The following is a 24049-nucleotide window of genomic DNA, read 5'->3' as shown; positions in this document are numbered from 1 at the left end:
CCGTTAAAATTGTGCCACAAAATCGACCGTAATTTTTCACCCTCTTGGGTATTTGTTCAAGGATATGGTAATGGCATTAAATGTAGTGATCTTAGCGGCTGGCAAGGGAACACGGATGCGCTCTGATCTTCCTAAGGTATTACATCCCATCGCCCATAAGAGCATGGTGCAACATGTCATCGATACCGCTAATAAAGTTGGCAGTGACTCTATTCAGTTAGTCTATGGTTATGGCGCCGACAAGCTACAAGCCTGTTTGGGTGAGCAGCAACTTAACTGGGTATTGCAAGCCGAGCAATTAGGCACAGGTCATGCGGTTGCACAGGCTAGCCCACATATAGCCGACAGCGATACAGTGCTTATTCTTTATGGCGATGTGCCGTTGATCCAAACATCGACTCTCGAAGCCTTACTCGCCGCCCGTCCTGAAAATGGCGTTGCTATTTTAACAGTGAATTTAGCGAATCCTATGGGTTATGGCCGTATTGTCCGTGAGCAAGGAAAAGTCATTGGAATTATTGAGCAAAAAGATGCGACAGCAGAACAGTTGCTGATCAACGAAATTAACACCGGCATCATGGCGGTTCCGGGTAAACAACTTAAAACTTGGTTGAGCCGTTTATCGAACAATAATGCTCAAGGCGAATATTATCTAACGGATATTATTGCTATGGCGCACGCTGATGGCGTTGCCATTGATACTGCTCAGCCACAATCGGCCATTGAAGTCGAAGGCGCCAATAATCGCGTGCAATTAGCGCAACTTGAACGTGCTTACCAAGCTCGTGAAGCCGAAAAGCTCATGTTGGCGGGGGCGAACCTTCGCGACCCAAGCCGTATCGATATCCGTGGTGAAGTCACTGTTGGTATGGATGTGATGATCGATATCAACGTGATATTCGAAGGCAAAGTGACCTTGGGTAATAATGTCACTATTGGCGCAGGCGCGATTTTAATTGATTGCGAGATTGCCGATGATGCTGAGATCAAGCCTTACTCTATTATCGAAGGTGCTACGCTTGGCGTTGCTGCCAGTGCTGGCCCATTTGCACGTTTACGTCCCGGCGCAGAGCTTAAGCAAGATGCACATATAGGCAACTTTGTTGAAGTGAAAAAAGCGGTGATTGGCGTTGGATCCAAAGCTGGACACTTAGCCTATTTAGGCGATGCCATCATTGGTGATGGCGTCAACATTGGTGCTGGTACTATTACCTGCAACTATGATGGCGCGAATAAGCATCTTACTGTTATCGGAGATAACGTCTTTGTCGGCTCTGACACTCAGTTGGTGGCTCCAGTGACCATAGGTAAAGGGGCAACTTTAGGGGCCGGTTCAACGATTACCCGTGATGTGGGTGAGAATGAGTTAGTGATCACTCGTGTTAAACAAAAACACCTCACAGGTTGGCAACGTCCAGTGAAAATTAAAAAGTAAGTTTTAAAACTCAACTTAATGTCAAAAAAGCGGCCATGTGCCGCTTTTATCTTTATTGTGTTCAATGTGTTGCACTAAAAAGCCTTTTTATTAAGTAACGCTTAATAATTAAGATTTGCTTCATGTTTTTGTGGTAGGTGCAAATTATTGGTTTTTAAGTTAATTTGATCACTATCACACTCAATTGTAAATTTTCGTAAAGAAGAGAAAATAAAAACACTTCTCATTTATATTGCCTGCAATTCTAAGACGAAAGGTCTATTTGAGGTGTTGGCAATGGTATTTAAATATTCAGTTATAGGTTTAGCTGTAGGCTCGGCATTAATGGCTATGCCGGTTATTGCAGAAGTGGCGAGCGATAAAAATATTGAGCGCATCAATGTGACTGGCCGTACTTTTAATGACTATAAAGTCGGTAGTGCATCGGGTGCCATGCGTGGCGATATCAACTTAATGGATACTCCACAGTCAGTTAATGTGATCCCAGATTTTGTGACTGATGAACAGTTGGCAACCAATCTAGCGGAAGTATTAGTTAATGATTCGAGTGTGACGGCGGGAACCACGCGCTGGAACCGTCAAGTCTTCAGTATCCGCGGTTTTGAGATTGATTCGGGTAACGGTTATCTTATTAATGGCCATCAACAATGGTCTCACTACGTACAACCAATTGAAACTTTACAGCAAGTCGAAGTATTGAAAGGTCCTTCGAGCATGTTGTACGGCCAATCTGGCCCTGGTGGTTTAGTGAATATGGTCACTAAGAAACCGACCTATGATTCAATGTTAGATCTTGGTTTTGATACGGATGGCTACGGTTCAACCCGTGCTCAGCTAGATGCGGGCGGCAGTTTAAATGATGCTCAGAGTCTTCGTTACCGCGGCGTGTTAGTGAAGCAAGATACTAAATACTGGCGTGAATATTCGACCACAGATGAGAACCAAGAGCGTGACCGTTGGTTGGGCTACTTAAACTTAGAATTTGATGTCAGTGATGATGTTCTGTTATCGGTTAAGTACGATCATACCCAAGATAAAGCGGGCATTGATGCGGGTGGGTGGTTAGATAAACAAGGTAATGTTATCGGTGAACGTAAAACAGTATGGGATGCACCTTGGGCCTTTACCGATAACACAGTCTCTAACTTAGGTGCCGATCTAACTTGGCAGATGAGTGATGATTGGAAAGTTAAAGTCGGCTATAACGATCAACAATTTAATCGTCAACGTTTTGATTCTGCTCCCCAATATACGGAAGACCCATTCACTAAGGGGTATAGCATCAAACCATTCGATCGTTACGACGATTGGCAGCATAAAACCGCTTTCGTGGACTTTACGGGTGAATTTACCTTAGCGGGCATGGAGCACCAATTCCTTATTGGTGCTAACTACTTAGACTATTTCTACCAGCAGCAAATTCAGCGTGGGGCAACTCAAACCGTTATTCCTGGGCAAACGGTAATTGAGCCAGATCTTGATTACCACAATGGCAAAAAAGGTACCCCAAGCGAATACAAGTATTACGGTTTTTATTTACAGGACTTAATGACGCTTAATGAGCAATGGAAATTGCTTGCTGGCGTGCGTTACGACGAACAGAAAAAAGATGGTTATGGCGAAAATAGCTATGCCGTATCGCCTAAGTTTGGTGTGATCTACTCGCCAATGAGTAATGGCAATATTTACGTTAACTATTCAAAAAGCTTTACACCACAAGGCGCGGTAAATAACGAATTCGATGTCAACGATGGCCTGAATTTAAAGCCAGAATACGGTATTCAATATGAACTGGGTACTAAGTGGGAATTGTTTGACGATAGCCTGTTATTAACCGCAGCGGTATTCGATATTACGCTCGAAAACATCACAATTTCAGAGAAATTATCAACACCAATTGGTGATTATACCGATATCACTACTCAGGGTGGTGAACAGAAACATCGTGGCTTTGAAATGGGAGCACAGGGTCAAATCGGTGATAGCTGGTTTGTGACTTCTTCCATGATGTATTTAGATGCAGAGTATCAAACGGGAGATGCCCGTGAAGGTAAAACTCCGATTGATGCCCCTGAGTGGTCGGCCAATATCTGGACCCGTTACGAAGTGACTGACAATTTTGCGATGAACTTCGGTGCTATCTATGTGGGTGAGCGTTTTGCCGATCTCGATAACACTATTACTAAAGATGGTTATGTGCGTTTCGATATAGGTGCAGCCTACACTATGGATATCATGGGCAAAGATGTGAGCCTTCGCGCCAACGTGAGAAACCTCTTCGATACCGATTATATCGATGGTGGTCAGTACAATATGGTCACTATTGGCCAAGACCGTAACTTCAGTGTTGCAGTTGAAGCTAAGTTCTAATACTTATTAGGATTTTTAATCCATTTAAAGCAGTTTATCCCTAAAGGATAAACTGCTTTTTTATGGGCTAATTTCCAAGTTGACTGGCTAGACAGATAAAAAAATTGCTTGGATCATGCAAAAGTGTGTTTCGTATGACTAGCAAAAAAGTTTCGTTTCACTATAATGCACCTTTCGAATCGAAACTTAACTGAAAGGTTTTATGAATAAACGAAACACACAGCAGCGTCGCCACAGCATAATCACCATATTGAACGAACAGGGTGAAGTGAGCGTTGATGAACTGTCGTTACGTTTTGAAACCTCAGAAGTGACGATTCGTAAGGATCTCGCCGCGCTTGAGAAAACTGGCCTGCTATTGCGCCGTTACGGTGGCGCCGTGGCGATTCCAGACGAAGTTACTCAACAGTTCTCTGCCAAGATCGCGCCTAATAAACTTTCTATTGCGAAAACTGCCGCGCAGCTGATTAAAGATCACAATCGCATCATTATCGATAGCGGCACTACGACGTCAGGCTTGATTGAACAGCTGAACGATAAGCGTGGGCTGGTGGTCATGACGAATGCGCTACACCTTGCAAATGCCATCCATGAACTCGAAAACGAGCCAACCTTATTGATGACCGGTGGCACTTGGGACCCGCATTCTGAATCCTTTCAAGGTCAAGTCGCCGAGCAAGTGTTGCGTTCATATAATTTCGACCAACTGTTTATTGGTGCCGATGGTATCGATCTTGAACGCGGGACCACCACCTTTAACGAGTTAACAGGCCTAAGCAAAGTGATGGCAGAAGTTTCCCGCGAGGTAATCGTTATGGTGGATTCAGACAAAATCGGCAAGCGGATCCCTAACTTAGAGTTACCGTGGGCCAAGGTCAGTGTGTTGGTCACCGACTCACGTATCGACGAGAGTGCGTTAAAACAAATTTCAGATCAGGGCGTGCGAGTTATGTTAGCGCCCTATGCTCATTAGACAAAATAGCTTAACAACTTCATTTTAATTTATAGGTAAAGACTATGTGTGGAATCGTAGGCGCCGTGGCGCAAAGGGATGTGGCTGAAATTCTGGTAGAAGGCTTACGCCGTTTAGAATATCGCGGATATGACTCCGCAGGCGTTGCCGTTATTCACAATGGTGAACTCAACCGTACGCGCCGCGTTGGCAAAGTACAAGAGTTGTCGGCTGCGCTTGAAACTGACCCATTAGCAGGCGGAACCGGTATCGCGCACACTCGTTGGGCGACCCACGGTGAGCCGAGTGAGCGTAATGCTCATCCGCATTTATCGGAAGGTGATATTGCCGTGGTGCACAACGGTATTATCGAAAACCACAATAAACTGCGCGAAATGCTTAAAGGTTTAGGTTACAACTTTAGTTCAGATACCGATACCGAAGTGATTTGTCACTTAGTGCACCATGAGCTGAAAACCCATAACACTCTACTTGGTGCCGTACAAGCCACGGTTAAACAACTCGAAGGCGCCTATGGCACAGTCGTTATCGACCGTCGTGATAGTGAACGTATGGTTGTTGCTCGCTCTGGTAGTCCATTGGTGATTGGTTTTGGTCTAGGTGAAAACTTTGTCGCTTCAGATCAACTCGCCTTATTACCCGTCACTCGCTCATTTGCTTTCCTCGAAGAAGGTGATGTGGCCGAAGTGACCCGTCGCAGCGTGAGTATTTTCGACTTAAACGGTAATGCTGTTGAGCGTGAAGTAAAAGAATCTGAAATTACCCACGATGCCGGTGACAAAGGCGAATATCGCCACTATATGCTTAAAGAAATTTACGAGCAGCCATTGGCACTGACGCGCACAATTGAAGGTCGTATTGCTAATAAGCAAGTGCTAGACACGGCTTTTGGTGACAACGCTGCTGAGTTTTTAAAAGATATCAAACATGTGCAAATCATCGCCTGTGGTACTAGTTACCATGCGGGCATGGCGGCACGTTACTGGTTAGAAGATTGGGCTGGCGTGTCTTGTAACGTCGAAATTGCCTCTGAATTCCGTTATCGCAAGTCGCACTTATTCCCAAATAGCCTGTTGGTGACGATTTCACAATCGGGTGAAACTGCCGATACTTTAGCGGCCATGCGTTTAGCGAAAGAAATGGGTTACAAAGCCACATTGACGATTTGTAATGCGCCAGGTTCATCACTGGTTCGCGAATCTGACATGGCTTACATGATGAAAGCAGGCGCAGAGATTGGCGTGGCATCGACTAAAGCTTTCACAGTTCAGCTTGCTGGCTTATTAATGTTGACTGCGGTGATCGGTCGCCACAATGGTATGTCTGATCAAATGCAGGCCCAAATTACTCAAAGCCTACAATCTATGCCTGCAAAAGTGGAACAAGCTTTAGGTTTAGATGCTGCGATTGCTGAACTGGCTGAAGATTTTGCCGATAAACACCATGCATTATTCCTTGGCCGTGGCGATCAATATCCGATTGCGATGGAAGGCGCGTTAAAGCTGAAAGAGATTTCTTATATTCATGCTGAAGCTTATGCCTCTGGCGAATTAAAACACGGCCCACTAGCGCTTATTGATGCCGATATGCCAGTGATTGTCGTTGCGCCAAACAATGAATTGCTCGAAAAACTGAAATCGAATGTTGAAGAAGTGCGTGCCCGTGGCGGCTTAATGTATGTGTTTGCCGATGTGGATGCCGAGTTCGAGTCGGATGACACGATGAAAGTGATCCCTGTGCCACACTGTGACATCTTTATGGCGCCACTGATCTACACTATTCCTTTACAGCTATTGTCGTACCATGTTGCATTAATCAAAGGTACTGACGTGGATCAACCACGTAACTTGGCAAAATCTGTAACAGTAGAATAAATAGAGGTATTTAAATGAAAACCGCCTTTATTGGCGGTTTTTTCATTTAGATTCACGACAAAATGACGATTAACTTACAGCAATAGCAAATGCTGGTGGCTTAGCTTTCTATGCTGGAATGGCATCTAGCTCGTGCTGCTTTTTTGCCTCAATGCGTTTCCACACTTTGTCATGGAAGTAAAACACTACAGTGTTAATCGCGGGTTCTACTAAGGCTACTGCGCCACCGACGACCACGCTGCCAGTTAATAAATAGGTTACGGTAAAAGCGACGCTAAAATGTAGTACAGCAAAAGTGAGTGTCTTAGTCATGATCTTGTCCTCTAAATAGGCTCCCATCGGGAATATCTAGATGATAACAATTCTCATTAAAATTAAAAGCTGTGTTTTCAGATTAGTTTAAACGGTTTTATCTATTTATCCGTTGTAAAAAACATAAAGCCCTCACGATGGAGGGCTTTGAGTATTTAAACGTAAATTAATACGATTCTAAAATTAGTAGTGCCAAGGGAAGGCTGAAAAATCTTGATCGCGTTTTTCGAGGAAGGCATCGCGTCCTTCCTGTGCTTCGGCGCTCGCATAGGCTAAACGCGTCGCTTCACCGGCAAATAATTGCTGACCGACCATACCATCATCAGTCATGTTGAAGCCGTATTTAAGCATACGCATAGCCGTAGGTGATTTAGAGTTAATCTCTTTCGCCCACATTAATGCTTCGGTTTCTAGCTCTGCATGGGGAACGGATTTATTAACCATACCCATGTCGAAGGCTTCATCAGCACTGTAGTTAAATCCGCAGAAGAAGATTTCGCGGGCACGTTTTTGACCTATCATTTTGGCGAGATAAGCACTGCCATAACCTGAGTCGAAGCTCGCAACATCGGGATCGGTTTGTTTAAATATTGCGTGTTCTTTCGAGGCTAAGGTTAAGTCGCACACTACGTGTAAACTATGGCCGCCACCCACCGCCCAGCCCGGCACAACGGCGATGACCACTTTAGGCATAAAGCGGATAAGGCGTTGTACTTCTAATATATGTAAGCGGCCCATTCTGGCTTGATCGGCCTTACCTTCTTCGGCGCCTTCATATTTATAGCCATCTTTGCCGCGAATACGTTGATCGCCACCCGAACAGAACGCCCAGCCACCATCTTTTGCCGAAGGACCGTTACCCGTAAGCAGTACGCAACCCACATCAGACCATTGGCGTGCATGGTCGAGTGCGATAAATAATTCATCAACGGTTTTAGGTCGGAAGGCGTTGCGGCACTCTGGGCGATTAATGGCAATGCGTACTGTGCCGTGCGCTTTGGCTCTGTGGTAAGTAATATCGTCGAAATGAAATCCACTGACTTCATCCCATAGGGTGGGATCAAAAATGTCTGATACTTGTTGGGTCATGATTCATAGGCCTTTATGCTGTAATGCCTCAAAGGCTAGGCGGAATCATATATAAGGTCAATCACCTAAGTCTAAACCTTAGCGCTATATAGCAAAATCCCGTTTGCCTATGAGTCTGTAATGATTAGAGGTGATCACATAGATAAAGCTGATTATCTTTGCTAAACACTGGATGTTGAGGTGCCATAGTACCGCAATAGTTAGCCTTAAAGTCGGCAATAGACTCGGGTGTCATTGGAATTTGATTGAAGGCTTCGAGTTCTAATGAGGATAAACGTTCTATTATGTCGGTTCTTACCTTAGTCAGTTTATGGTCGATTTTAATAATTTTTGTTCCTGTCATAGAGTCAACTTTATTCTCTATTTCTTTGATCATCGCCTCAGTCTTTGCAATAGGAACATCTAATTTATCTGTTTCTGTGTATAAGTAATATAAAGCACCCGCGAGTAGCGCCAATATGATCCAACCTTTCATCTTTTAGTCCAACATAAGTGAATAACCATTAAGAATATGGGTATAATAAGCTAGTTTTCGTCCAATATTAAAGCAGTAAAAGGCTGTAACGATGAACTCAGAATCTAACAACAAGGACTATTCGAAAACCAATCGAATTAAGATTCACCAGCCAGATGCGAGTAAAGCCGATCGCTTTAATCCTCGTAATCGGATTTATGTCCGAGCCATAGACGGTTTGTGGAGTAGCGTACGTCGCCGCATGGGCTGGATCGCCATGTTATTTTTCCTGCTTTTACCTTGGATCCCTTGGGGCGACCGTCAAGCCGTATGGTTTAACTTGGGCGAACAAAAGTTTCACGTCTTCGGTTTAACGATTTGGCCGCAGGATCTCACCTTGCTTGCAGCGTTGTTTATGATCGCTGCCTTCGCTCTGTTTTTTGTGACTACCTATCTTGGCCGTGTTTGGTGTGGATACACTTGCCCTCAAACAGTATGGACCTTTATGTTCATCTGGTTCGAGGAAAAACTTGAAGGCGCACGCAATAAACGCATTAAGTTAGATCAAATGCCATGGAGCTTTGACAAACTTTGGCGTAAAACGGCAAAACATACGGCCTGGCTATTGCTCTCACTGATGACGGCGATGACCTTTGTGTCCTATTTTGTGCCAAGTCGTGAAGTCTATGTCGATGTATTTACGCTTAATGCTTCTGGCGGTATCTACTTCTGGGTCGTGTTCTTTACACTTGCCACATACGGCAATGCGGGTTGGATGCGTGAAATCATGTGTATCCACATGTGCCCTTATGCTCGTTTCCAAGCGGCCATGTTCGATAAGAATACTTTTATCGTGGGTTACGATACTAAACGTGGTGAGACTCGTGGTCCGCGCTCACGCAAAGATGACCCTAAAGAGCTAGGGCTTGGCGACTGTATCGACTGTGACTTGTGTGTGCAGGTATGTCCTACGGGAATCGATATTCGTAATGGTCTGCAATATGAGTGTATTAACTGCGGCGCTTGTATCGATGCCTGCGATCAAACCATGGATCGTATGGGATATGAAAAAGGGCTTATCAGTTATACCACCGAGAACAAGTTAGAAGGAATTAAGCAAAAAGTGCTGCGACCTAAACTTGTCGGTTATGGCGTGGTACTGATAGCGATGATATTAGTCTTTATATACTCCAGTGCGACCATAGCGCCTGTGCGTATGGACATCATTCGTGACCGCAACCAGCTCTATAGAGAGAACAATCAAGGTTTGATTGAAAACACCTTCACCTTGAAGATTCTTAATAAGACAGAGCAATCCCACGAATACACTATGAGTGTCGAAGGATTAGACAACTATAAATGGTACGGTCCAACTTCGGTCACTATTGCGGGTGGTGAAGTGTTAACTCTCCCTATTAGCGTGGGTATCGATCCGGTTGAGCTGTCTCGTTCAGTTACTAATATCGAGATAAAAGTGAAAACTCATATCGACGGTGAAGAAGTCGAAGTTGAGCAAGAATCTCGCTTCTTTAGTCCATAGATAACAGTATTTATGATGATCTAGCTGAGCGTGACTCATATAGATTGTCAGACTTAATCGAGATAAAGGGGCTTTTTAGCCCCTTTTTTATACGTATCGTTTGATAAGTAAACGTCTAAACCATTAATCGTTATTTTCCTACAAAAAGCCCTTGCGGACTTTCTTAATCTCCCTATAATGCGCATCCACTGACACGGCAGACGGCGTTAAGCAGCCTGACGAGTTAGGTTGAATTGAGTCGCTTTTAAGCACTTAATTCAAGCGCAGCAAGAAGTTGAAAAAACTCCTTGACGCGAAACGGGAAATGCGTAGAATACGCAGCCCTAGCCAACTGGAAGCGTTCAACGCTCAGTGTGGTACTCAAGTTCTCTTACGAATATTGAGTTGCTCTTTAACAAGATAAAACAAGAAATCTGTGTGGACACTCACAGGTGTTGAGTTAATCGAAACTGCTTAACCTTCGGGTTGGCAGTCAAAAATTTAAATCAATGTAACAATGAGTGTTCATAGTAATATGTACAGTTTGTTTCTTTTAGCGAGAAACAAAAAATCAGAATTCATTGAGCCGCTGAAGTCGCAAGACGGAAGCAACAAAACTTTAATTGAAGAGTTTGATCATGGCTCAGATTGAACGCTGGCGGCAGGCCTAACACATGCAAGTCGAGCGGCAGCACAAGGGAGTTTACTCCTGAGGTGGCGAGCGGCGGACGGGTGAGTAATGCCTAGGGATCTGCCCAGTCGAGGGGGATAACAGTTGGAAACGACTGCTAATACCGCATACGCCCTACGGGGGAAAGGAGGGGACCTTCGGGCCTTCCGCGATTGGATGAACCTAGGTGGGATTAGCTAGTTGGTGAGGTAATGGCTCACCAAGGCGACGATCCCTAGCTGTTCTGAGAGGATGATCAGCCACACTGGGACTGAGACACGGCCCAGACTCCTACGGGAGGCAGCAGTGGGGAATATTGCACAATGGGGGAAACCCTGATGCAGCCATGCCGCGTGTGTGAAGAAGGCCTTCGGGTTGTAAAGCACTTTCAGTAGGGAGGAAAAGGTGAGTCTTAATACGGCTCATCTGTGACGTTACCTACAGAAGAAGGACCGGCTAACTCCGTGCCAGCAGCCGCGGTAATACGGAGGGTCCGAGCGTTAATCGGAATTACTGGGCGTAAAGCGTGCGCAGGCGGTTTGTTAAGCGAGATGTGAAAGCCCTGGGCTCAACCTAGGAATAGCATTTCGAACTGGCGAACTAGAGTCTTGTAGAGGGGGGTAGAATTCCAGGTGTAGCGGTGAAATGCGTAGAGATCTGGAGGAATACCGGTGGCGAAGGCGGCCCCCTGGACAAAGACTGACGCTCATGCACGAAAGCGTGGGGAGCAAACAGGATTAGATACCCACGGTAGTCCACGCCGTAAACGATGTCTACTCGGAGTTTGGTGTCTTGAACACTGGGCTCTCAAGCTAACGCATTAAGTAGACCGCACCGGGGAGTACGGCCGCAAGGTTAAAACTCAAATGAATTGACGGGGGGCCCGCACAAGCGGTGGAGCATGTGGTTTAATTCGATGCAACGCGAAGAACCTTACCTACTCTTGACATCCACGGAATTCGCTAGAGATAGCTTAGTGCCTTCGGGAACCGTGAGACAGGTGCTGCATGGCTGTCGTCAGCTCGTGTTGTGAAATGTTGGGTTAAGTCCCGCAACGAGCGCAACCCCTATCCTTATTTGCCAGCACGTAATGGTGGGAACTCTAGGGAGACTGCCGGTGATAAACCGGAGGAAGGTGGGGACGACGTCAAGTCATCATGGCCCTTACGAGTAGGGCTACACACGTGCTACAATGGCGAGTACAGAGGGTTGCAAAGCCGCGAGGTGGAGCTAATCTCACAAAGCTCGTCGTAGTCCGGATTGGAGTCTGCAACTCGACTCCATGAAGTCGGAATCGCTAGTAATCGTGGATCAGAATGCCACGGTGAATACGTTCCGGGCCTTGTACACACCGCCCGTCACACCATGGGAGTGGGCTGCAAAAGAAGTGGGTAGCTTAACCTTCGGGGGGCGCTCACCACTTTGTGGTTCATGACTGGGGGTGAAGTCGTAACAAGGTAGCCCTAGGGGAACACGGGGGCTGGATCACCTCCTTACCTATACGACTAACTTAATGTTTGTTGAGTGTTCACACAGATTGCTTGTTTAGCTTCTCTTAGGAGAAGTCAGAGCTAAATGCGCCGCGAGCCGGTACGCATTGTTCTTTAACAATTTGGAAAGCTGATAGTATTTAATTGCATGAGTCTGTCATGTGATTAATTACAAAACGTTTAATGCGAAAGCATTGAACATGAGTTCTCAAACACTTTATTAAGTGTCTTGAATATTCAAAAAGTAAATTATTCTTTATTGAATAGTTTACGTCTAAGGCGCGTCCACTTCTTTGGTCAGAAGTGAGACAAGTAAAACCAAGCTGGTCGCAATGCGACTCAGGTGAGTGAAACTCATTTGGGTTGTATGGTTAAGCGACTAAGCGTATACGGTGGATGCCTTGGCAGTCAGAGGCGATGAAGGACGTAGTAACTTGCGAAAAGCGTTGGCGAGCTAGTAACAAGCATTTGAGCTAACGATGTCCGAATGGGGGAACCCAGCAGCATAAGCTGTTATCGCAACATGAATACATAGTGTTGCGAGGCGAACGAGGGGAACTGAAACATCTAAGTACCCTTAGGAAAAGAAATCAACCGAGATTCCCCTAGTAGCGGCGAGCGAACGGGGATTAGCCCTTAAGTCAGTGGGGTGTTAGTGGAATGCGTTGGAAAGCGCAGCGGCACAGGGTGATAGCCCCGTACATGAAAACTAACCATTGATGAAAACGAGTAAGGCGGGACACGTGACATCCTGTTTGAATATGGGGGGGACCATCCTCCAAGGCTAAATACTCCTGACTGACCGATAGTGAACCAGTACCGTGAGGGAAAGGCGAAAAGAACCCCTGTGAGGGGAGTGAAATAGAACCTGAAACCGTATACGTACAAGCAGTGGGAGCGGTTCTTGAGACCGTGACTGCGTACCTTTTGTATAATGGGTCAGCGACTTACATTTTGTAGCGAGGTTAAGCGAATAGCGGAGCCGTAGGGAAACCGAGTGTTAACTGCGCGTTTAGTTGCAAGGTGTAGACCCGAAACCCGGTGATCTAGCCATGGGCAGGTTGAAGGTTGAGTAACATCAACTGGAGGACCGAACCGACTAATGTTGAAAAAATTAGCGGATGACTTGTGGCTGGGGGGTGAAAGGCCAATCAAACCGGGAGATATCTGGTTCTCCTCGAAAGCTATTTAGGTAGCGCCTCGAGCGAATACCATTGGGGGTAGAGCACTGTTAAGGCTAGGGGGTCATCCCGACTTACCAACCCTTTGCAAACTCCGAATACCAATGAGTACTACTCGGGAGACAGACGGCGGGTGCTAACGTCCGTCGTCAAAAGGGAAACAACCCAGACCGTCAGCTAAGGTCCCAAAGTACTAGCTAAGTGGGAAACGATGTGGGAAGGCTTAGACAGCTAGGATGTTGGCTTAGAAGCAGCCATCATTTAAAGAAAGCGTAATAGCTCACTAGTCGAGTCGGCCTGCGCGGAAGATGTAACGGGGCTAAGCTAGTCACCGAAGCTACGGGTGCACAGTTTACTGTGCGCGGTAGAGGAGCGTTCTGTAAGCCGTTGAAGGTGAAGGGGTAACCCACGCTGGAGGTATCAGAAGTGCGAATGCTGACATGAGTAACGATAAAGGGGGTGAAAAACCCCCTCGCCGAAAGACCAAGGGTTCCTGTCCAACGTTAATCGGGGCAGGGTGAGTCGACCCCTAAGGTGAGGCCGAAAGGCGTAATCGATGGGAAACAGATTAATATTTCTGTACTTCCGCTAACTGCGATGGAGAGACGGAGAAGGCTAGGCTAGCGCGGCGTTGGTAGTCCGCGTTTAAGGTGGTAGGTGGTGTTCTTAGGCAAATCCGGGGGACACGTACTTTAATGTACACACTGAGAGCTGATGACGAGGTCCTAAGGGACTGAAGTAGTTGATGCCATGCTTCCGGGGAAAATCTTCTAAGCTTCAGGTTAGTGGGAATCGTACCCCAAACCGACACAGGTGGTCGGGTAGAGAATACCAAGGCGCTTGAGAGAACTCGGCTGAAGGAACTAGGCAAAATGGTACCGTAACTTCGGGAGAAGGTACGCTCCTGTTGGTGATGAGACTTGCTCTCTAAGCTGACGGGAGTCGCAGATACCAGGTGGCTGCAACTGTTTATCAAAAACACAGCACTGTGCAAACTCGCAAGAGGAAGTATACGGTGTGACGCCTGCCCGGTGCCGGAAGGTTAATTGATTGGGTTATCGCAAGAGAAGCTCATGATCGAAGCCCCGGTAAACGGCGGCCGTAACTATAACGGTCCTAAGGTAGCGAAATTCCTTGTCGGGTAAGTTCCGACCTGCACGAATGGCGTAATGATGGCCACGCTGTCTCCAGCCGAGACTCAGTGAAGTTGAAATTGCGGTGAAGATGCCGTATACCCGCGGCTAGACGGAAAGACCCCGTGAACCTTTACTATAGCTTGGCACTGAACATTGAACCTACATGTGTAGGATAGGTGGGAGACTTTGAAGTTGTGACGCTAGTCATGATGGAGTCGTCCTTGAAATACCACCCTTGTAGTTTTGATGTTCTAACCTAGGTCCCTTATCGGGATTAGGGACAGTGCCTGGTGGGTAGTTTGACTGGGGCGGTCTCCTCCCAAAGAGTAACGGAGGAGCACGAAGGTTGGCTAAGTACGGTCGGACATCGTACGGTTAGTGCAATGGCATAAGCCAGCTTAACTGCGAGACATACACGTCGAGCAGGTACGAAAGTAGGTCATAGTGATCCGGTGGTTCTGAATGGAAGGGCCATCGCTCAACGGATAAAAGGTACTCCGGGGGATAACAGGCTGATACCGCCCAAGAGTTCATATCGACGGCGGTGTTTGGCACCTCGATGTCGGCTCATCACATCCTGGGGCTGAAGTCGGTCCCAAGGGTATGGCTGTTCGCCATTTAAAGTGGTACGCGAGCTGGGTTCAGAACGTCGTGAGACAGTTCGGTCCCTATCTGCCGTGGGCGTTGGATGATTGAAGGGAGCTGCTCCTAGTACGAGAGGACCGGAGTGGACGAACCGCTGGTGTTCGGGTTGTCATGCCAATGGCATTGCCCGGTAGCTACGTTCGGAATCGATAACCGCTGAAAGCATCTAAGCGGGAAGCGAGCCCTAAGATGAGTCATCCCTAGGAATTTAATTCCTCTAAAGAGCCGTTCGAGACTAGGACGTTGATAGGCATGGTGTGTAAGCGTTGTGAGGCGTTGAGCTAACATGTACTAATGACTCGAGAGGCTTAACCATACAACCCAGATGGGTTTTACTGAAAATGTTCCAGACATTTTCTAGCACTTCCTCCTTCCATGGAGGTCGTACGAAAGCCTTAGACAGAATACAGATACTTGATAAAGTTTGAACTCAAACAAAGCAAATCAGCTTTCCGAATTATTATTAACGTGAGCCAGAGATGGACACGGTAATAAACAGAATTTGCTTGGTGACAATAGCCTTGTGGAACCACCTGATCCCATCCCGAACTCAGAAGTGAAACGCAAACGCGCCGATGGTAGTGTGGGGTCTCCCCATGTGAGAGTAGGTCATCGCCAAGCGCCTAATTATCTCATTGAGATGTAACCAAGCCAGCTGAATAAGCTGGCTTTTTTGCGTATGCAATTTGTTAAATTGTCATTTAAAGACCAATGCTATCTAGCATTTTTCTATTCATTTTAGTTTTGGTTCTTCTGCTAGTTCTTTACGTTTTTTCCTTCCTTTATTTCAGACTTTTCTACTCTAAGTTGATTATTTACATGAAGATCTCGCTTAGTTTGATAAGTCCTTTTGCTTAGTGGTTAGTTTCCCGTTAGCATACAAAAATATTAATTTTTTTGTTAACGGCCATCTGTTGCCTATGCTTCGTAAGCTTTCGCTCGCGGTACTGCTTCCTCTTTGTATGCTGACCCTATATTTAGTGTTGGTCATAGGTGAGTACCTGTTCGAAAGTGACCAAGTTAGGGCTGAACTTGCGCAGCGACAGTCGGCTTTGATAAAGCAACAGTTGTTCCGCATGCAGAATGTGGTTCAATCGGCGCAAGCTTTACAGGATGTGGAGCGGATTGAGCAGGAAGTTTCCTTGGCTGCACTGGATATGGGCACTATGGTGTATATCTTGGTTGATGCTGAAAGCCGTATTCGTTTTGCTAATCATACTGTGTGGCGTGATAGCAATGCGACTCAAGTCATCGATGGTTATGATGTAGATCTTCACCGCTCTGTGGTTCAAGCTTTTCTTCCGCAGATCCTCGTTAATCTCGACCGTTTAACTATTCAAGCATATTATCCCGTTCTTCCCCAGTATGGTGGGGCTGTTGATTTGATTTATCTTGAAGCCGATTTAGCCCCTTTAGTTGCCGAAGCTTCTGCTAAGTTGCAGCAACGTTTTATGCGGGTTTGGGGCCTTGGCGGATTATTGCTGATTGGCTTTACCTTTATTTTATATTTCCTGCTGATCCGCCCATTCCAAATGTTGAGCGAGGCAGCTAAGCAGGTAGGTACTTCTTCCTTTTCGACATCGATACCTTGGAGTTCATCTGAAGTTTTATCTTTGCAAGCCAGTTTGCAGCAGGCACATGAGCGTTTAAGTCGGGCAGTTAAACAGCTGAATGACAGTGAATTGCGTTGGTTATTTGCTGTGGAAGGTTCGCGTAACGGTATTTGGGATTGGGACATCAGTACGGGGGAGGTTTTTCTTTCTGATCGCTGGAAAGAGATGATTGGTTATGCGCCTGATGAATTGGCTGGAGTATTCCAGACATGGGAGACGCGGCTACATCCCGATGATAAGCAGATTGTGTTAGATGCTTTGCAGGAATACGTTAGCGGAAAGAGTAAAGAATTTGAAAGTGTTCACCGCTTACGGCATAGAGATGGCCATTATGTGTGGGTGTTAGACCGCGGTATGTTAGTTGATTGGGATCCCCAAGGCCGCCCGACTCGCATGATAGGCATTCATATGGATGTGTCAGAAAGCGCGAAGAACCATGCTGCAATTACTGAGCTTGTGGATCAATCTGTTGTCGGTCGCAAGATGTTGCCCGATGTCTTTATGGGGCGTTTATCGCAATTTTTAACCCAAGGTAATAGTTCGGGGCAATGGGGAGCATTGCTGCTCGTTGAGGTGGATCGCTTAGGATTGGTCGCCACTTTAAATTCCCATGAATTAGAGCGCTTGTTAACGCAAATCGCGGCCCGTTTATCGAGTTATTTCACTGAAAATATAACGGTCGGTCGATTAGGGTCTGGTAATTTCGTTTTGCTTGCTAAAGATTTAGCGGCAGATGCGTCAGCCGCTGCTCGTCGTGCTTTAGCCCTTGCGAGTGAGTTAAGGCAAGTGATTGCTCGACCATTCCATTACGGTCATCATCACTTTGAGCTGAGCGCGTGTGTGGGAATCTGTTTACTCGATAGTATAGAAACCTTAGATCCCGCTTTAGTGATGCGTCGTGCCGAGTTAGCAACGTTAAGATCTAAGCAAGCAGGTCAAGCTGGGTGCGCTTTTTACCATGCTGAAATGGACTTTCGCCAGAGCCGTGATGAGCTGTTGCAACAGGAATTACAAACCGCATTACAACAAGATAGCTTAACGTTAATGTTCCAGCCTGTGATCAATGCGACCAGTGAACTTGTCTCGGCTGAAGTGCTCACGCGTTGGTATCGTGCTGATGGAGAGTTTATTCCGCCAGCTGAATTTGTGGCGTTAGCAGAACAAGGGGGAATTATTGCTGAGCTTGATCTTTGGGTGGCTAAGCGGGTGTGTCTGTTTATTCAGAAATCGCGGGCTCAAGGAAGGAGTTTGCCTCCTTTGACTCTCAATATCAGTGCATTCTCATTTGGTCAGGCAGATTTTGTTGATACATTCGTTGGGTTGGTTAAGGAGCATGGTATTGGTGCTAATCAACTGGGTATTGAGCTCAATGAGGCCGCATTTTTAATGCAACCACAGTTTGTGGATGAGCGTGTCTCTAAGTTAGTTGAAGCAGGTGTAGGCATCATCCTCGATCATTTCGGTTCGGGCTCGAGTGCCTTGAGCTGCTTAGCGAATCAGCCATTAGTTGCGGTTAAATTGGATATGAGTTGTATTGATTCATTAACCACAATGCCAACAAAAGTGAATGTACTTATTACCTCTGCGCGGCAATTCAATTTGAGCGTTGTCGCCAAAGGTGTCGAATCATCCCAACAATATCAAGCTTTTGTTGAACTTGGCTGTGATGGCTATCAAGGCTATTTATTCAGTCGAGCCTTAAACCAAGCGGACTTTATCCAGCTTGTTTGTCCTCGTCCTTTATTGCGTAGCGTTTAAAGAAGTCGAGAGCATAGTTTAAGGCTTGGTTTCGGCAGGCGTCTTTTTCCATAAAAATCTCATGGGCAGCCCCAGCGATTACTTTCAATTGGCAATGGGTACTCACGGCGAGATTCTGGGCCGCATTATCAACAATCTTATCTTCACTCGCTTGCAGTATCAGTATCGGAGTGCGAATTTGTGCCGTTGCCAGTACGCAAGTATCTGCCGCATCTAAAGATTCAGTCAACCAACGGTTAGTGGGTGAACCGAGTTGTAACTTAGGGGCAGCATCATACAATTCTCGGTAGGCTTGGTATCGGGTTTGGCTGTGAGTTAGCTCATTCCCTTTGAACGGAACAGGTTTATAGTTTTGTCCTGCAAGTACATAATTAGGCTCGCCGCCATTGAGTGTGGTATCGAGTTTACTGGCTAACCAGCGCACGAACGCTTTTGGCATAGGTAATTTAATGCCATACATGGGCGCTGAAAATGCCGCGGCGGTAAAAATATCGGGATGCTGTTTGAGATACAAAGTGCCAATCGCGCCACCCATTGAATGGCCAAGTAGCATGAGTTGTTTGTCGTTTTGTGGTAACACTATCTTCTGCATAAATAGTGCAAAATCATCAATATAATCATTGAATCTTCGCACATGGCCCATGTGTGGATTGATTGTCATACGATCCGATAGCCCTTGGCCACGGTGATCTATGGCATAAACAGAGTAACCTTGTTGGTATAAGTCGAAGACCAATTCTTGATACTTTAAATAGGACTCGACTCGGCCACTGCTGAGAACGATTGCGGTATGCGCTTGGGGATGTTTGACCATCATATAGGCCAGCGTGACGCCGTCGGCAGAGGCTAGCGTGTCTTGAACAACGCTTTGCCAGAAGGCTTGTTGCTCTGAGGTATTTAAATCGTGTTCAGTCGAAAATGTCGCTTTGGCTTGGCTCATACTCAGTCGCAAATCATTTGGCTTGAATGGTTTGTTAGAGTGTAACAGACAACCATGGGAGTCTGAAAATACCGACTCCCATGAATTTCATTAACTTAGCGTGCCACCTTTTTCGCTTCAATAAAATCATTGATTTGCTGTTCGAGGATCGACATAGGTACCGAGCCATTTTCGAGCACAGCATCGTGGAAGGCACGAATATCAAATTTGTCGCCGAGCTCCTGTTCTGCCTTGGCACGTAATCGTTTGATTGTTAACTCACCAATCTTGTAGGACAAGGCTTGTCCTGGCCACGAAATATAGCGGTCAATTTCGGTAGTGACATTGTGCAGTGATAGTGCGGTATTGCTGGCCATAAAGTCGATGGCTTGTTGACGACTCCATCCTTGGGCGTGCATGCCAGTATCTACGACTAAACGGGCCGCGCGCCACATTTCATAGGTTAAGCGCCCAAAGTTACTATATGGATCTTGGTAGAAACCCGCTTCTAAACCTAAATATTCGCAATATAACCCCCATCCTTCACCAAAGGCAGATATATAGCCATAACGACGGAAATCTGGGAGTGAGGTTAGCTCAGAGTTGAGTGATATTTGCAGATGATGACCAGGTACGGCTTCGTGCAAGGTTAAGGCTTCTAGCTCGTAGAGTGGGCGCTTATCCAATGCATAAGTGTTGACCCAGTAGTAACCGGGTTCATCATCGCTGTTCGATCCTGAATATCGCCCAGTGGTGTATTTCGGTGCAATTTCGGCGGGCACTGGCGCTATGCCATAGGGTTTACGAGGAAGTTTGCCGAAGTATTTAGGCAGCATGGCATCGGCTTTTTTGGCAATAAATGCCGCTTCTTTGAGTAACTGCTCGGCACTGGTGGTGTAGAACTGAGGATCGGTCCGCAGGAAATGTAAGAAGTCGGCAAAGCTGCCTTTAAAGCCTACGGACTTGATGATTTGCTCCATCTCTTGGCGGATACGCTTAACTTCTTTTAAGCCCAGCTCATGCACTTCTGCCGACGTCATATTCAAGGTCGTATAGTAACGTACCCTATTCTCATAAAATTCTGCGCCGTTAGGTAAGCTACTGGCCGCGATATTTTCCCGTGCATTGGGAATGTACTCTTTAGTCATGAAATCATAAAAGTTTTGGTACAGAGGTAGAACTTTTTGCTCAACTAAAGCGCGGCCTTCTTGGGTCAGCTGAGTTTTTTGTGCCTCAGTGAAATAGCTGGGATATTGAGTAAAAGGTTTGAAATAACTGCTCTTTTCAACAGGGACGATATAAGCACTGATACTGTCTTCAAAGCCATTGAGTGTCACTTTTGGCGGCGTTATTCCCTCGGCTAATCCTTGTTTTAGCCAGTGGGTTTGCTGGGCGAAATAGGTCGGGAGTGTATTGAGTTTGGCAATATAGTTGCGGTAATCCTCAAGGGTGTTGAATCTTCCCTGTGCGATTGACGTGATATAAGCGTGGAAGCCGCTTTCCGCCGTAATGGGCAGGTAATAATCCTTGAAACGATATAGGTCGACATCGTTTTGGATCTGCTCTTCCAGTATTTGGGCGTTAATCTTATCTTCTTTACTCAAGCTGCTGCGGTCGAGTGCTTTGAGCTGCGCTAGTACTGCGATTTGACCTTGATTAAGCTTTGCGAGCGCGGCTGGCGAGAGATCCGCTAATTTTCCTGCGGCACTGGCATCGCCCATGCTGTAAGCCATTTCAGGACTCGCACTGAGTTGTAATTGCCAGCTTTGGTCGATAATCGCCTGCAGCGCGGGAGCGATTGGCTCAACTTGCGATTGTGCTGCTGATATTGCCTGTGCCGATGGGGTTTGAATATTTTTTGTGGTTTGAGTGGCACTGCAGGCGCCTAATGCGCATATCAATAAACTGGGGGTTAAGAGTTTATGCATGTTAGATCTCTGATATTTTCGTTGTTATTGAAGTCATTATGCCTGATGAATGCGGCCGTTCCTTGTATGGATATTAAGCAGAATTGTGACTGAATGTGAATTTAAATGCGTTTGGCGCATAAATGCCCCCGAAAATGCGTGTTAAACTTAGTGTCCGCCCGCGACCAAATAACAAAAGCATTGGCTGGGTAGTTCAAATAGGGGTTAAATATGATTGATACATCCATTCCATTGGTGGATCTGCATCGTCACCTAGACGGTAATGTGCGGGTAAATACCATTTGGGAACTAGGACACCAACACGGCATTGCGCTACCTGCCGATTCTTTAGAGACGCTCGCACCTTTTGTGCAAATTCAGGGGAAAGAAACTAGCTTAGTCGCCTTCTTAAAGAAGCTCGATTGGATGGTTGCCGTACTCGCAGATTTGGATGCGGTTAAACGCGTCGCCTATGAAAACGTTGCCGATGCGGCGTTATCTGGCTTAGATTACGCTGAGTTACGTTTTAGTCCTTACTATATGGCGATGAACCATAAGTTACCGATTGAAGGCGTAGTTGAGGCGGTAGTTGACGGCGTTAAAGCGGGCTTAAAAGACTATAACGTGAAGATCAATTTGATTGGCATTATGTCACGTTCATTTGGTCAAGCTGCTTGTACTCAAGAACTTGAAGGCTTACTCGCCCATAAACAACATCTCGTGGCTATGGACTTAGCCGGCGATGAAATGGGCTTCCCTGGCGAGTTATTTAACGATCACTTTAAACGTGTTCGTGATGCTGACCTGGCGATTACGGCTCACGCCGGTGAAGCTGCGGGTTCACAAAGTATGTGGCAAGCGATTCAAGAACTTGGCGCAACTCGAATTGGTCATGGGGTGAACGCGATTCACGATCCTAAGCTGATGGAATATCTTGCTAAGCACCGTATTGGCATCGAATCTTGCCCAACCAGTAACTTGCATACTTCTACTGTGGCTTCTTACGCTGAGCATCCATTCAGAACCTTTATGGATGCAGGCGTGTTGATAAGCCTAAATACCGATGATCCCGGTGTGAGCGCTATCGATATTAAGCATGAGTATCGTATCGCCAAATCTGAACTCAAGTTAACCGATGCTGAGTTAGCGCAGGTGCAACGTAACGGCGTTGAAATGGCATTTTTATCCGATAGTGAGCGTAAAGCGCTGTATGCCGCTAAGGCATAACTAAGCTCTGAGTCATTAATAAAAATAGCTATAAATAAAAAATCCGACTCTAGAGTCGGATTTTTTTATGAGCGTTTACGAGTGCTGCGATAGGCGTTTTAGATCACGCGTGAGAACTGTTGCTGACGCGCTTTTTGACGATAGTAAAGATCGAAGCACATACAGATATTGCGGATCAATAAACGGCCAGTAGGGCTGATAGTGATCTGTCTGTCGACGATTTCAACTAACTTATCATCGATAAATGTCTGCATTAACTTAAGATCTTCAGCGAAATAGGTTTCGAAGTTAATCCCCAGTTTCTCATCAATTTTCGCCATATCCAGTTCGAAGTGGCAAATCAGCTGTTTAATCACTACGCGGCGGATTTCATCGTCACGGTTTAGGCTGCAACCTTTCCACAAAGCATGGCCTTCTTTATCTATGGCCTCATAGTAAGGGCGGATATCTTTCTGGTTTTGCGCATAGCAGTCACCAATCTGACTGATAGACGATACGCCAAGACCTAACAAATCGCATTCTTCTTGGGTGGTATAACCTTGGAAGTTGCGGTGCAGTCTGCCTTCGCGCTGCAACTTGGCTAACTCGTCATCGGGTTTAGCAAAGTGGTCCATGCCGATATATTGGTAACCAGCGCCAGTTAAGGTCTCGATAGTTTGGTGTAGCATTTCGAGTTTTTGTTTTGGCGAAGGTAAATGCTCGTCTTTGATCTTACGTTGAGCGGCAAAGCGCGCAGGTAAGTGAGCATAGTTAAATACCGACAGACGGTCAGGCGATAAATCTAAAACGCGCTGCATAGTGACGGCAAAGGTTTCTGGCGTTTGGTGTGGCAAACCATAGATTAAATCTATGTTGGTTGACACAAAACCCATGGCTTTCGCTTTAGCCATTAAGTCGAAGATAAATTGCTCATCTTGTTCGCGATTAACGGCAATTTGCACTTCTTTATTGAAATCTTGTACACCGATGGATATCCGGTTAAAGCCCGCTTCTTTCAACGTGTCGAGCATTGACAGCTCAATCTCGCGAGGATCGACTTCAATCGAGTATTCGCCTTCTTCCGCAAAGTTAAAGTTAGCTTTAATCAATGACGTAAGTTTAAGAATCTGCTCAGGATTTAAGAACGTGGGTGTACCGCCGCCCCAATGCATTTGGGTCACACTGTAATGTTTGAACAGGGGCGCACGTTTGATAATTTCTTGGCTTAAATATTCAATGTACTGATCGGCTTTGTGTTGGTGGCGGGTGATGACTTTATTACAGCCGCAGTAATAACAAAGCTTGGCGCAGAACGGGATATGAATATACAGCGACAGTTTATCGCTTTTGCTATTTTCAATGGCCGTCAGCAGATTTTGTTCGGTGAATGTATCATCGAACTCTAATGCCGTTGGGTAAGAGGTATAACGGGGACCGCTGTAGTTATATTTTTCGATCATCGACTGATCCCAGCTAATCTGAGTGGGCTGCTTCAAGG

Annotated in this window: 13 protein-coding genes and 3 rRNA genes; 10 read left to right on the top strand and 6 right to left on the bottom strand. The window is 46.1% G+C overall.

The window, feature by feature from the left end; translation table 11 throughout:
- Positions 1–70 precede the first annotated feature (70 nt).
- The 4 genes from glmU (at position 71) to glmS (ending at position 6652) form a co-directional block, all read left to right on the top strand.
- Positions 71–1435, top strand: a complete 1365-nt coding sequence (gene glmU / locus HQQ92_RS22290) for a bifunctional UDP-N-acetylglucosamine diphosphorylase/glucosamine-1-phosphate N-acetyltransferase GlmU (protein WP_173248470.1) — start codon at positions 71–73, stop codon at positions 1433–1435.
- A gap of 276 nt (positions 1436–1711) precedes the next feature.
- Positions 1712–3805, top strand: a complete 2094-nt coding sequence (locus HQQ92_RS22285) for a TonB-dependent siderophore receptor (protein ID WP_173248468.1) — start codon at positions 1712–1714, stop codon at positions 3803–3805.
- A gap of 202 nt (positions 3806–4007) precedes the next feature.
- Positions 4008–4778, top strand: coding sequence for a DeoR/GlpR family DNA-binding transcription regulator (locus tag HQQ92_RS22280; protein ID WP_007652285.1), 771 nt, complete (start codon positions 4008–4010; stop codon positions 4776–4778).
- Positions 4779–4822: 44 nt separating this feature from the next.
- Positions 4823–6652, top strand: coding sequence for a glutamine--fructose-6-phosphate transaminase (isomerizing) (gene glmS / locus HQQ92_RS22275; RefSeq protein ID WP_105250786.1), 1830 nt, complete (start codon positions 4823–4825; stop codon positions 6650–6652).
- Between the two features lie 108 nt (positions 6653–6760).
- On the opposite strand, the gene HQQ92_RS22270 is transcribed toward glmS, so the two are convergent.
- The 3 genes from HQQ92_RS22270 to HQQ92_RS22260 all read right to left on the bottom strand — a co-directional run bounded on the left by HQQ92_RS22270 (position 6761) and on the right by HQQ92_RS22260 (position 8528).
- Positions 6761–6964: a DUF2061 domain-containing protein gene (locus HQQ92_RS22270; RefSeq protein WP_105250772.1), complete on the bottom strand. Its 204-nt coding sequence runs from the start codon at positions 6962–6964 to the stop codon at positions 6761–6763.
- Positions 6965–7147: 183 nt separating this feature from the next.
- Positions 7148–8053 (bottom strand): 1,4-dihydroxy-2-naphthoyl-CoA synthase, encoded by a 906-nt coding sequence (locus tag HQQ92_RS22265; protein WP_113941423.1) that lies wholly within the window; start codon positions 8051–8053, stop codon positions 7148–7150.
- A 124-nt stretch (positions 8054–8177) separates the two neighbouring features.
- Positions 8178–8528 carry a hypothetical protein gene (locus HQQ92_RS22260; protein WP_173248466.1) on the bottom strand — a complete coding sequence of 117 codons (351 nt, stop codon included), beginning with the start codon at positions 8526–8528 and terminating at the stop codon, positions 8178–8180.
- 91 nt (positions 8529–8619) lie between these two features.
- Here HQQ92_RS22260 and ccoG point away from each other — a divergent pair, with 91 nt between their 5' ends.
- From ccoG to HQQ92_RS22235, 5 genes are all read left to right on the top strand, one after another.
- The gene (gene ccoG / locus HQQ92_RS22255; RefSeq protein WP_105250769.1) at positions 8620–10047 is read left to right on the top strand and encodes a cytochrome c oxidase accessory protein CcoG; all 1428 of its coding nucleotides are present in this window, start codon (positions 8620–8622) and stop codon (positions 10045–10047) included.
- A gap of 599 nt (positions 10048–10646) precedes the next feature.
- Positions 10647–12192: ribosomal RNA gene (locus HQQ92_RS22250) — 16S ribosomal RNA — on the top strand.
- Between the two features lie 363 nt (positions 12193–12555).
- Positions 12556–15464: ribosomal RNA gene (locus HQQ92_RS22245) — 23S ribosomal RNA — on the top strand.
- A gap of 189 nt (positions 15465–15653) precedes the next feature.
- A 5S ribosomal RNA gene (gene rrf, locus HQQ92_RS22240) occupies positions 15654–15769 on the top strand.
- The 16S, 23S and 5S rRNA genes sit together here, the layout of an rRNA operon.
- 299 nt (positions 15770–16068) lie before the next feature.
- On the top strand, positions 16069–18519 hold the full coding sequence (locus tag HQQ92_RS22235; RefSeq protein ID WP_173248464.1) for a GGDEF domain-containing phosphodiesterase: 2451 nt from the start codon (positions 16069–16071) through the stop codon (positions 18517–18519).
- On the opposite strand, the gene HQQ92_RS22230 is transcribed toward HQQ92_RS22235, so the two are convergent.
- The gene (locus HQQ92_RS22230; protein WP_105250768.1) at positions 18476–19459 is read right to left on the bottom strand and encodes an alpha/beta fold hydrolase; all 984 of its coding nucleotides are present in this window, start codon (positions 19457–19459) and stop codon (positions 18476–18478) included. The two genes, HQQ92_RS22235 and HQQ92_RS22230, sit on opposite strands and share 44 nt — an antisense overlap.
- Before the next feature lie 95 nt (positions 19460–19554).
- A complete protein-coding gene (locus HQQ92_RS22225) occupies positions 19555–21366 on the bottom strand; it encodes a DUF885 family protein (protein WP_173248462.1) in 1812 nt (603 codons plus the stop codon).
- A 210-nt stretch (positions 21367–21576) separates the two neighbouring features.
- Between HQQ92_RS22225 and add the strand changes: the two genes are divergently transcribed.
- Positions 21577–22572, top strand: a complete 996-nt coding sequence (gene add / locus HQQ92_RS22220) for an adenosine deaminase (RefSeq protein WP_173248460.1) — start codon at positions 21577–21579, stop codon at positions 22570–22572.
- A 98-nt stretch (positions 22573–22670) separates the two neighbouring features.
- Here the strand turns inward: add and hemN are convergent, their stop codons facing one another.
- A complete protein-coding gene (gene hemN / locus HQQ92_RS22215) occupies positions 22671–24047 on the bottom strand; it encodes an oxygen-independent coproporphyrinogen III oxidase (RefSeq protein ID WP_006084752.1) in 1377 nt (458 codons plus the stop codon).
- Positions 24048–24049: the final 2 nt, after the last annotated feature.

The sequence above is a fragment of the Shewanella sp. DC2-4 genome (assembly GCF_013248875.1).
Taxonomy (GTDB): Bacteria; Pseudomonadota; Gammaproteobacteria; order Enterobacterales; family Shewanellaceae; genus Shewanella; species Shewanella oncorhynchi.
The sequence above is the reverse complement of the archived record's forward strand: the minus strand, read 5'-3'. Positions and strand labels throughout refer to the sequence as shown.

Excerpts from the sequence above, each read along its gene's own strand:
- glmU (WP_173248470.1), top strand. The coding sequence starts at position 71 with ATGGCATTAAATGTAGTGATCTTAGCGGCTGGCAAGGGAACACGGATG.
- HQQ92_RS22285 (WP_173248468.1), top strand. The coding sequence starts at position 1,712 with ATGGTATTTAAATATTCAGTTATAGGTTTAGCTGTAGGCTCGGCATTA.
- HQQ92_RS22280 (WP_007652285.1), top strand. The coding sequence starts at position 4,008 with ATGAATAAACGAAACACACAGCAGCGTCGCCACAGCATAATCACCATA.
- glmS (WP_105250786.1), top strand. The coding sequence starts at position 4,823 with ATGTGTGGAATCGTAGGCGCCGTGGCGCAAAGGGATGTGGCTGAAATT.
- HQQ92_RS22270 (WP_105250772.1), bottom strand. The coding sequence starts at position 6,964 with ATGACTAAGACACTCACTTTTGCTGTACTACATTTTAGCGTCGCTTTT.
- HQQ92_RS22265 (WP_113941423.1), bottom strand. The coding sequence starts at position 8,053 with ATGACCCAACAAGTATCAGACATTTTTGATCCCACCCTATGGGATGAA.
- HQQ92_RS22260 (WP_173248466.1), bottom strand. The coding sequence starts at position 8,528 with ATGAAAGGTTGGATCATATTGGCGCTACTCGCGGGTGCTTTATATTAC.
- ccoG (WP_105250769.1), top strand. The coding sequence starts at position 8,620 with ATGAACTCAGAATCTAACAACAAGGACTATTCGAAAACCAATCGAATT.
- HQQ92_RS22235 (WP_173248464.1), top strand. The coding sequence starts at position 16,069 with ATGCTTCGTAAGCTTTCGCTCGCGGTACTGCTTCCTCTTTGTATGCTG.
- HQQ92_RS22230 (WP_105250768.1), bottom strand. The coding sequence starts at position 19,459 with ATGAGCCAAGCCAAAGCGACATTTTCGACTGAACACGATTTAAATACC.
- HQQ92_RS22225 (WP_173248462.1), bottom strand. The coding sequence starts at position 21,366 with ATGCATAAACTCTTAACCCCCAGTTTATTGATATGCGCATTAGGCGCC.
- add (WP_173248460.1), top strand. The coding sequence starts at position 21,577 with ATGATTGATACATCCATTCCATTGGTGGATCTGCATCGTCACCTAGAC.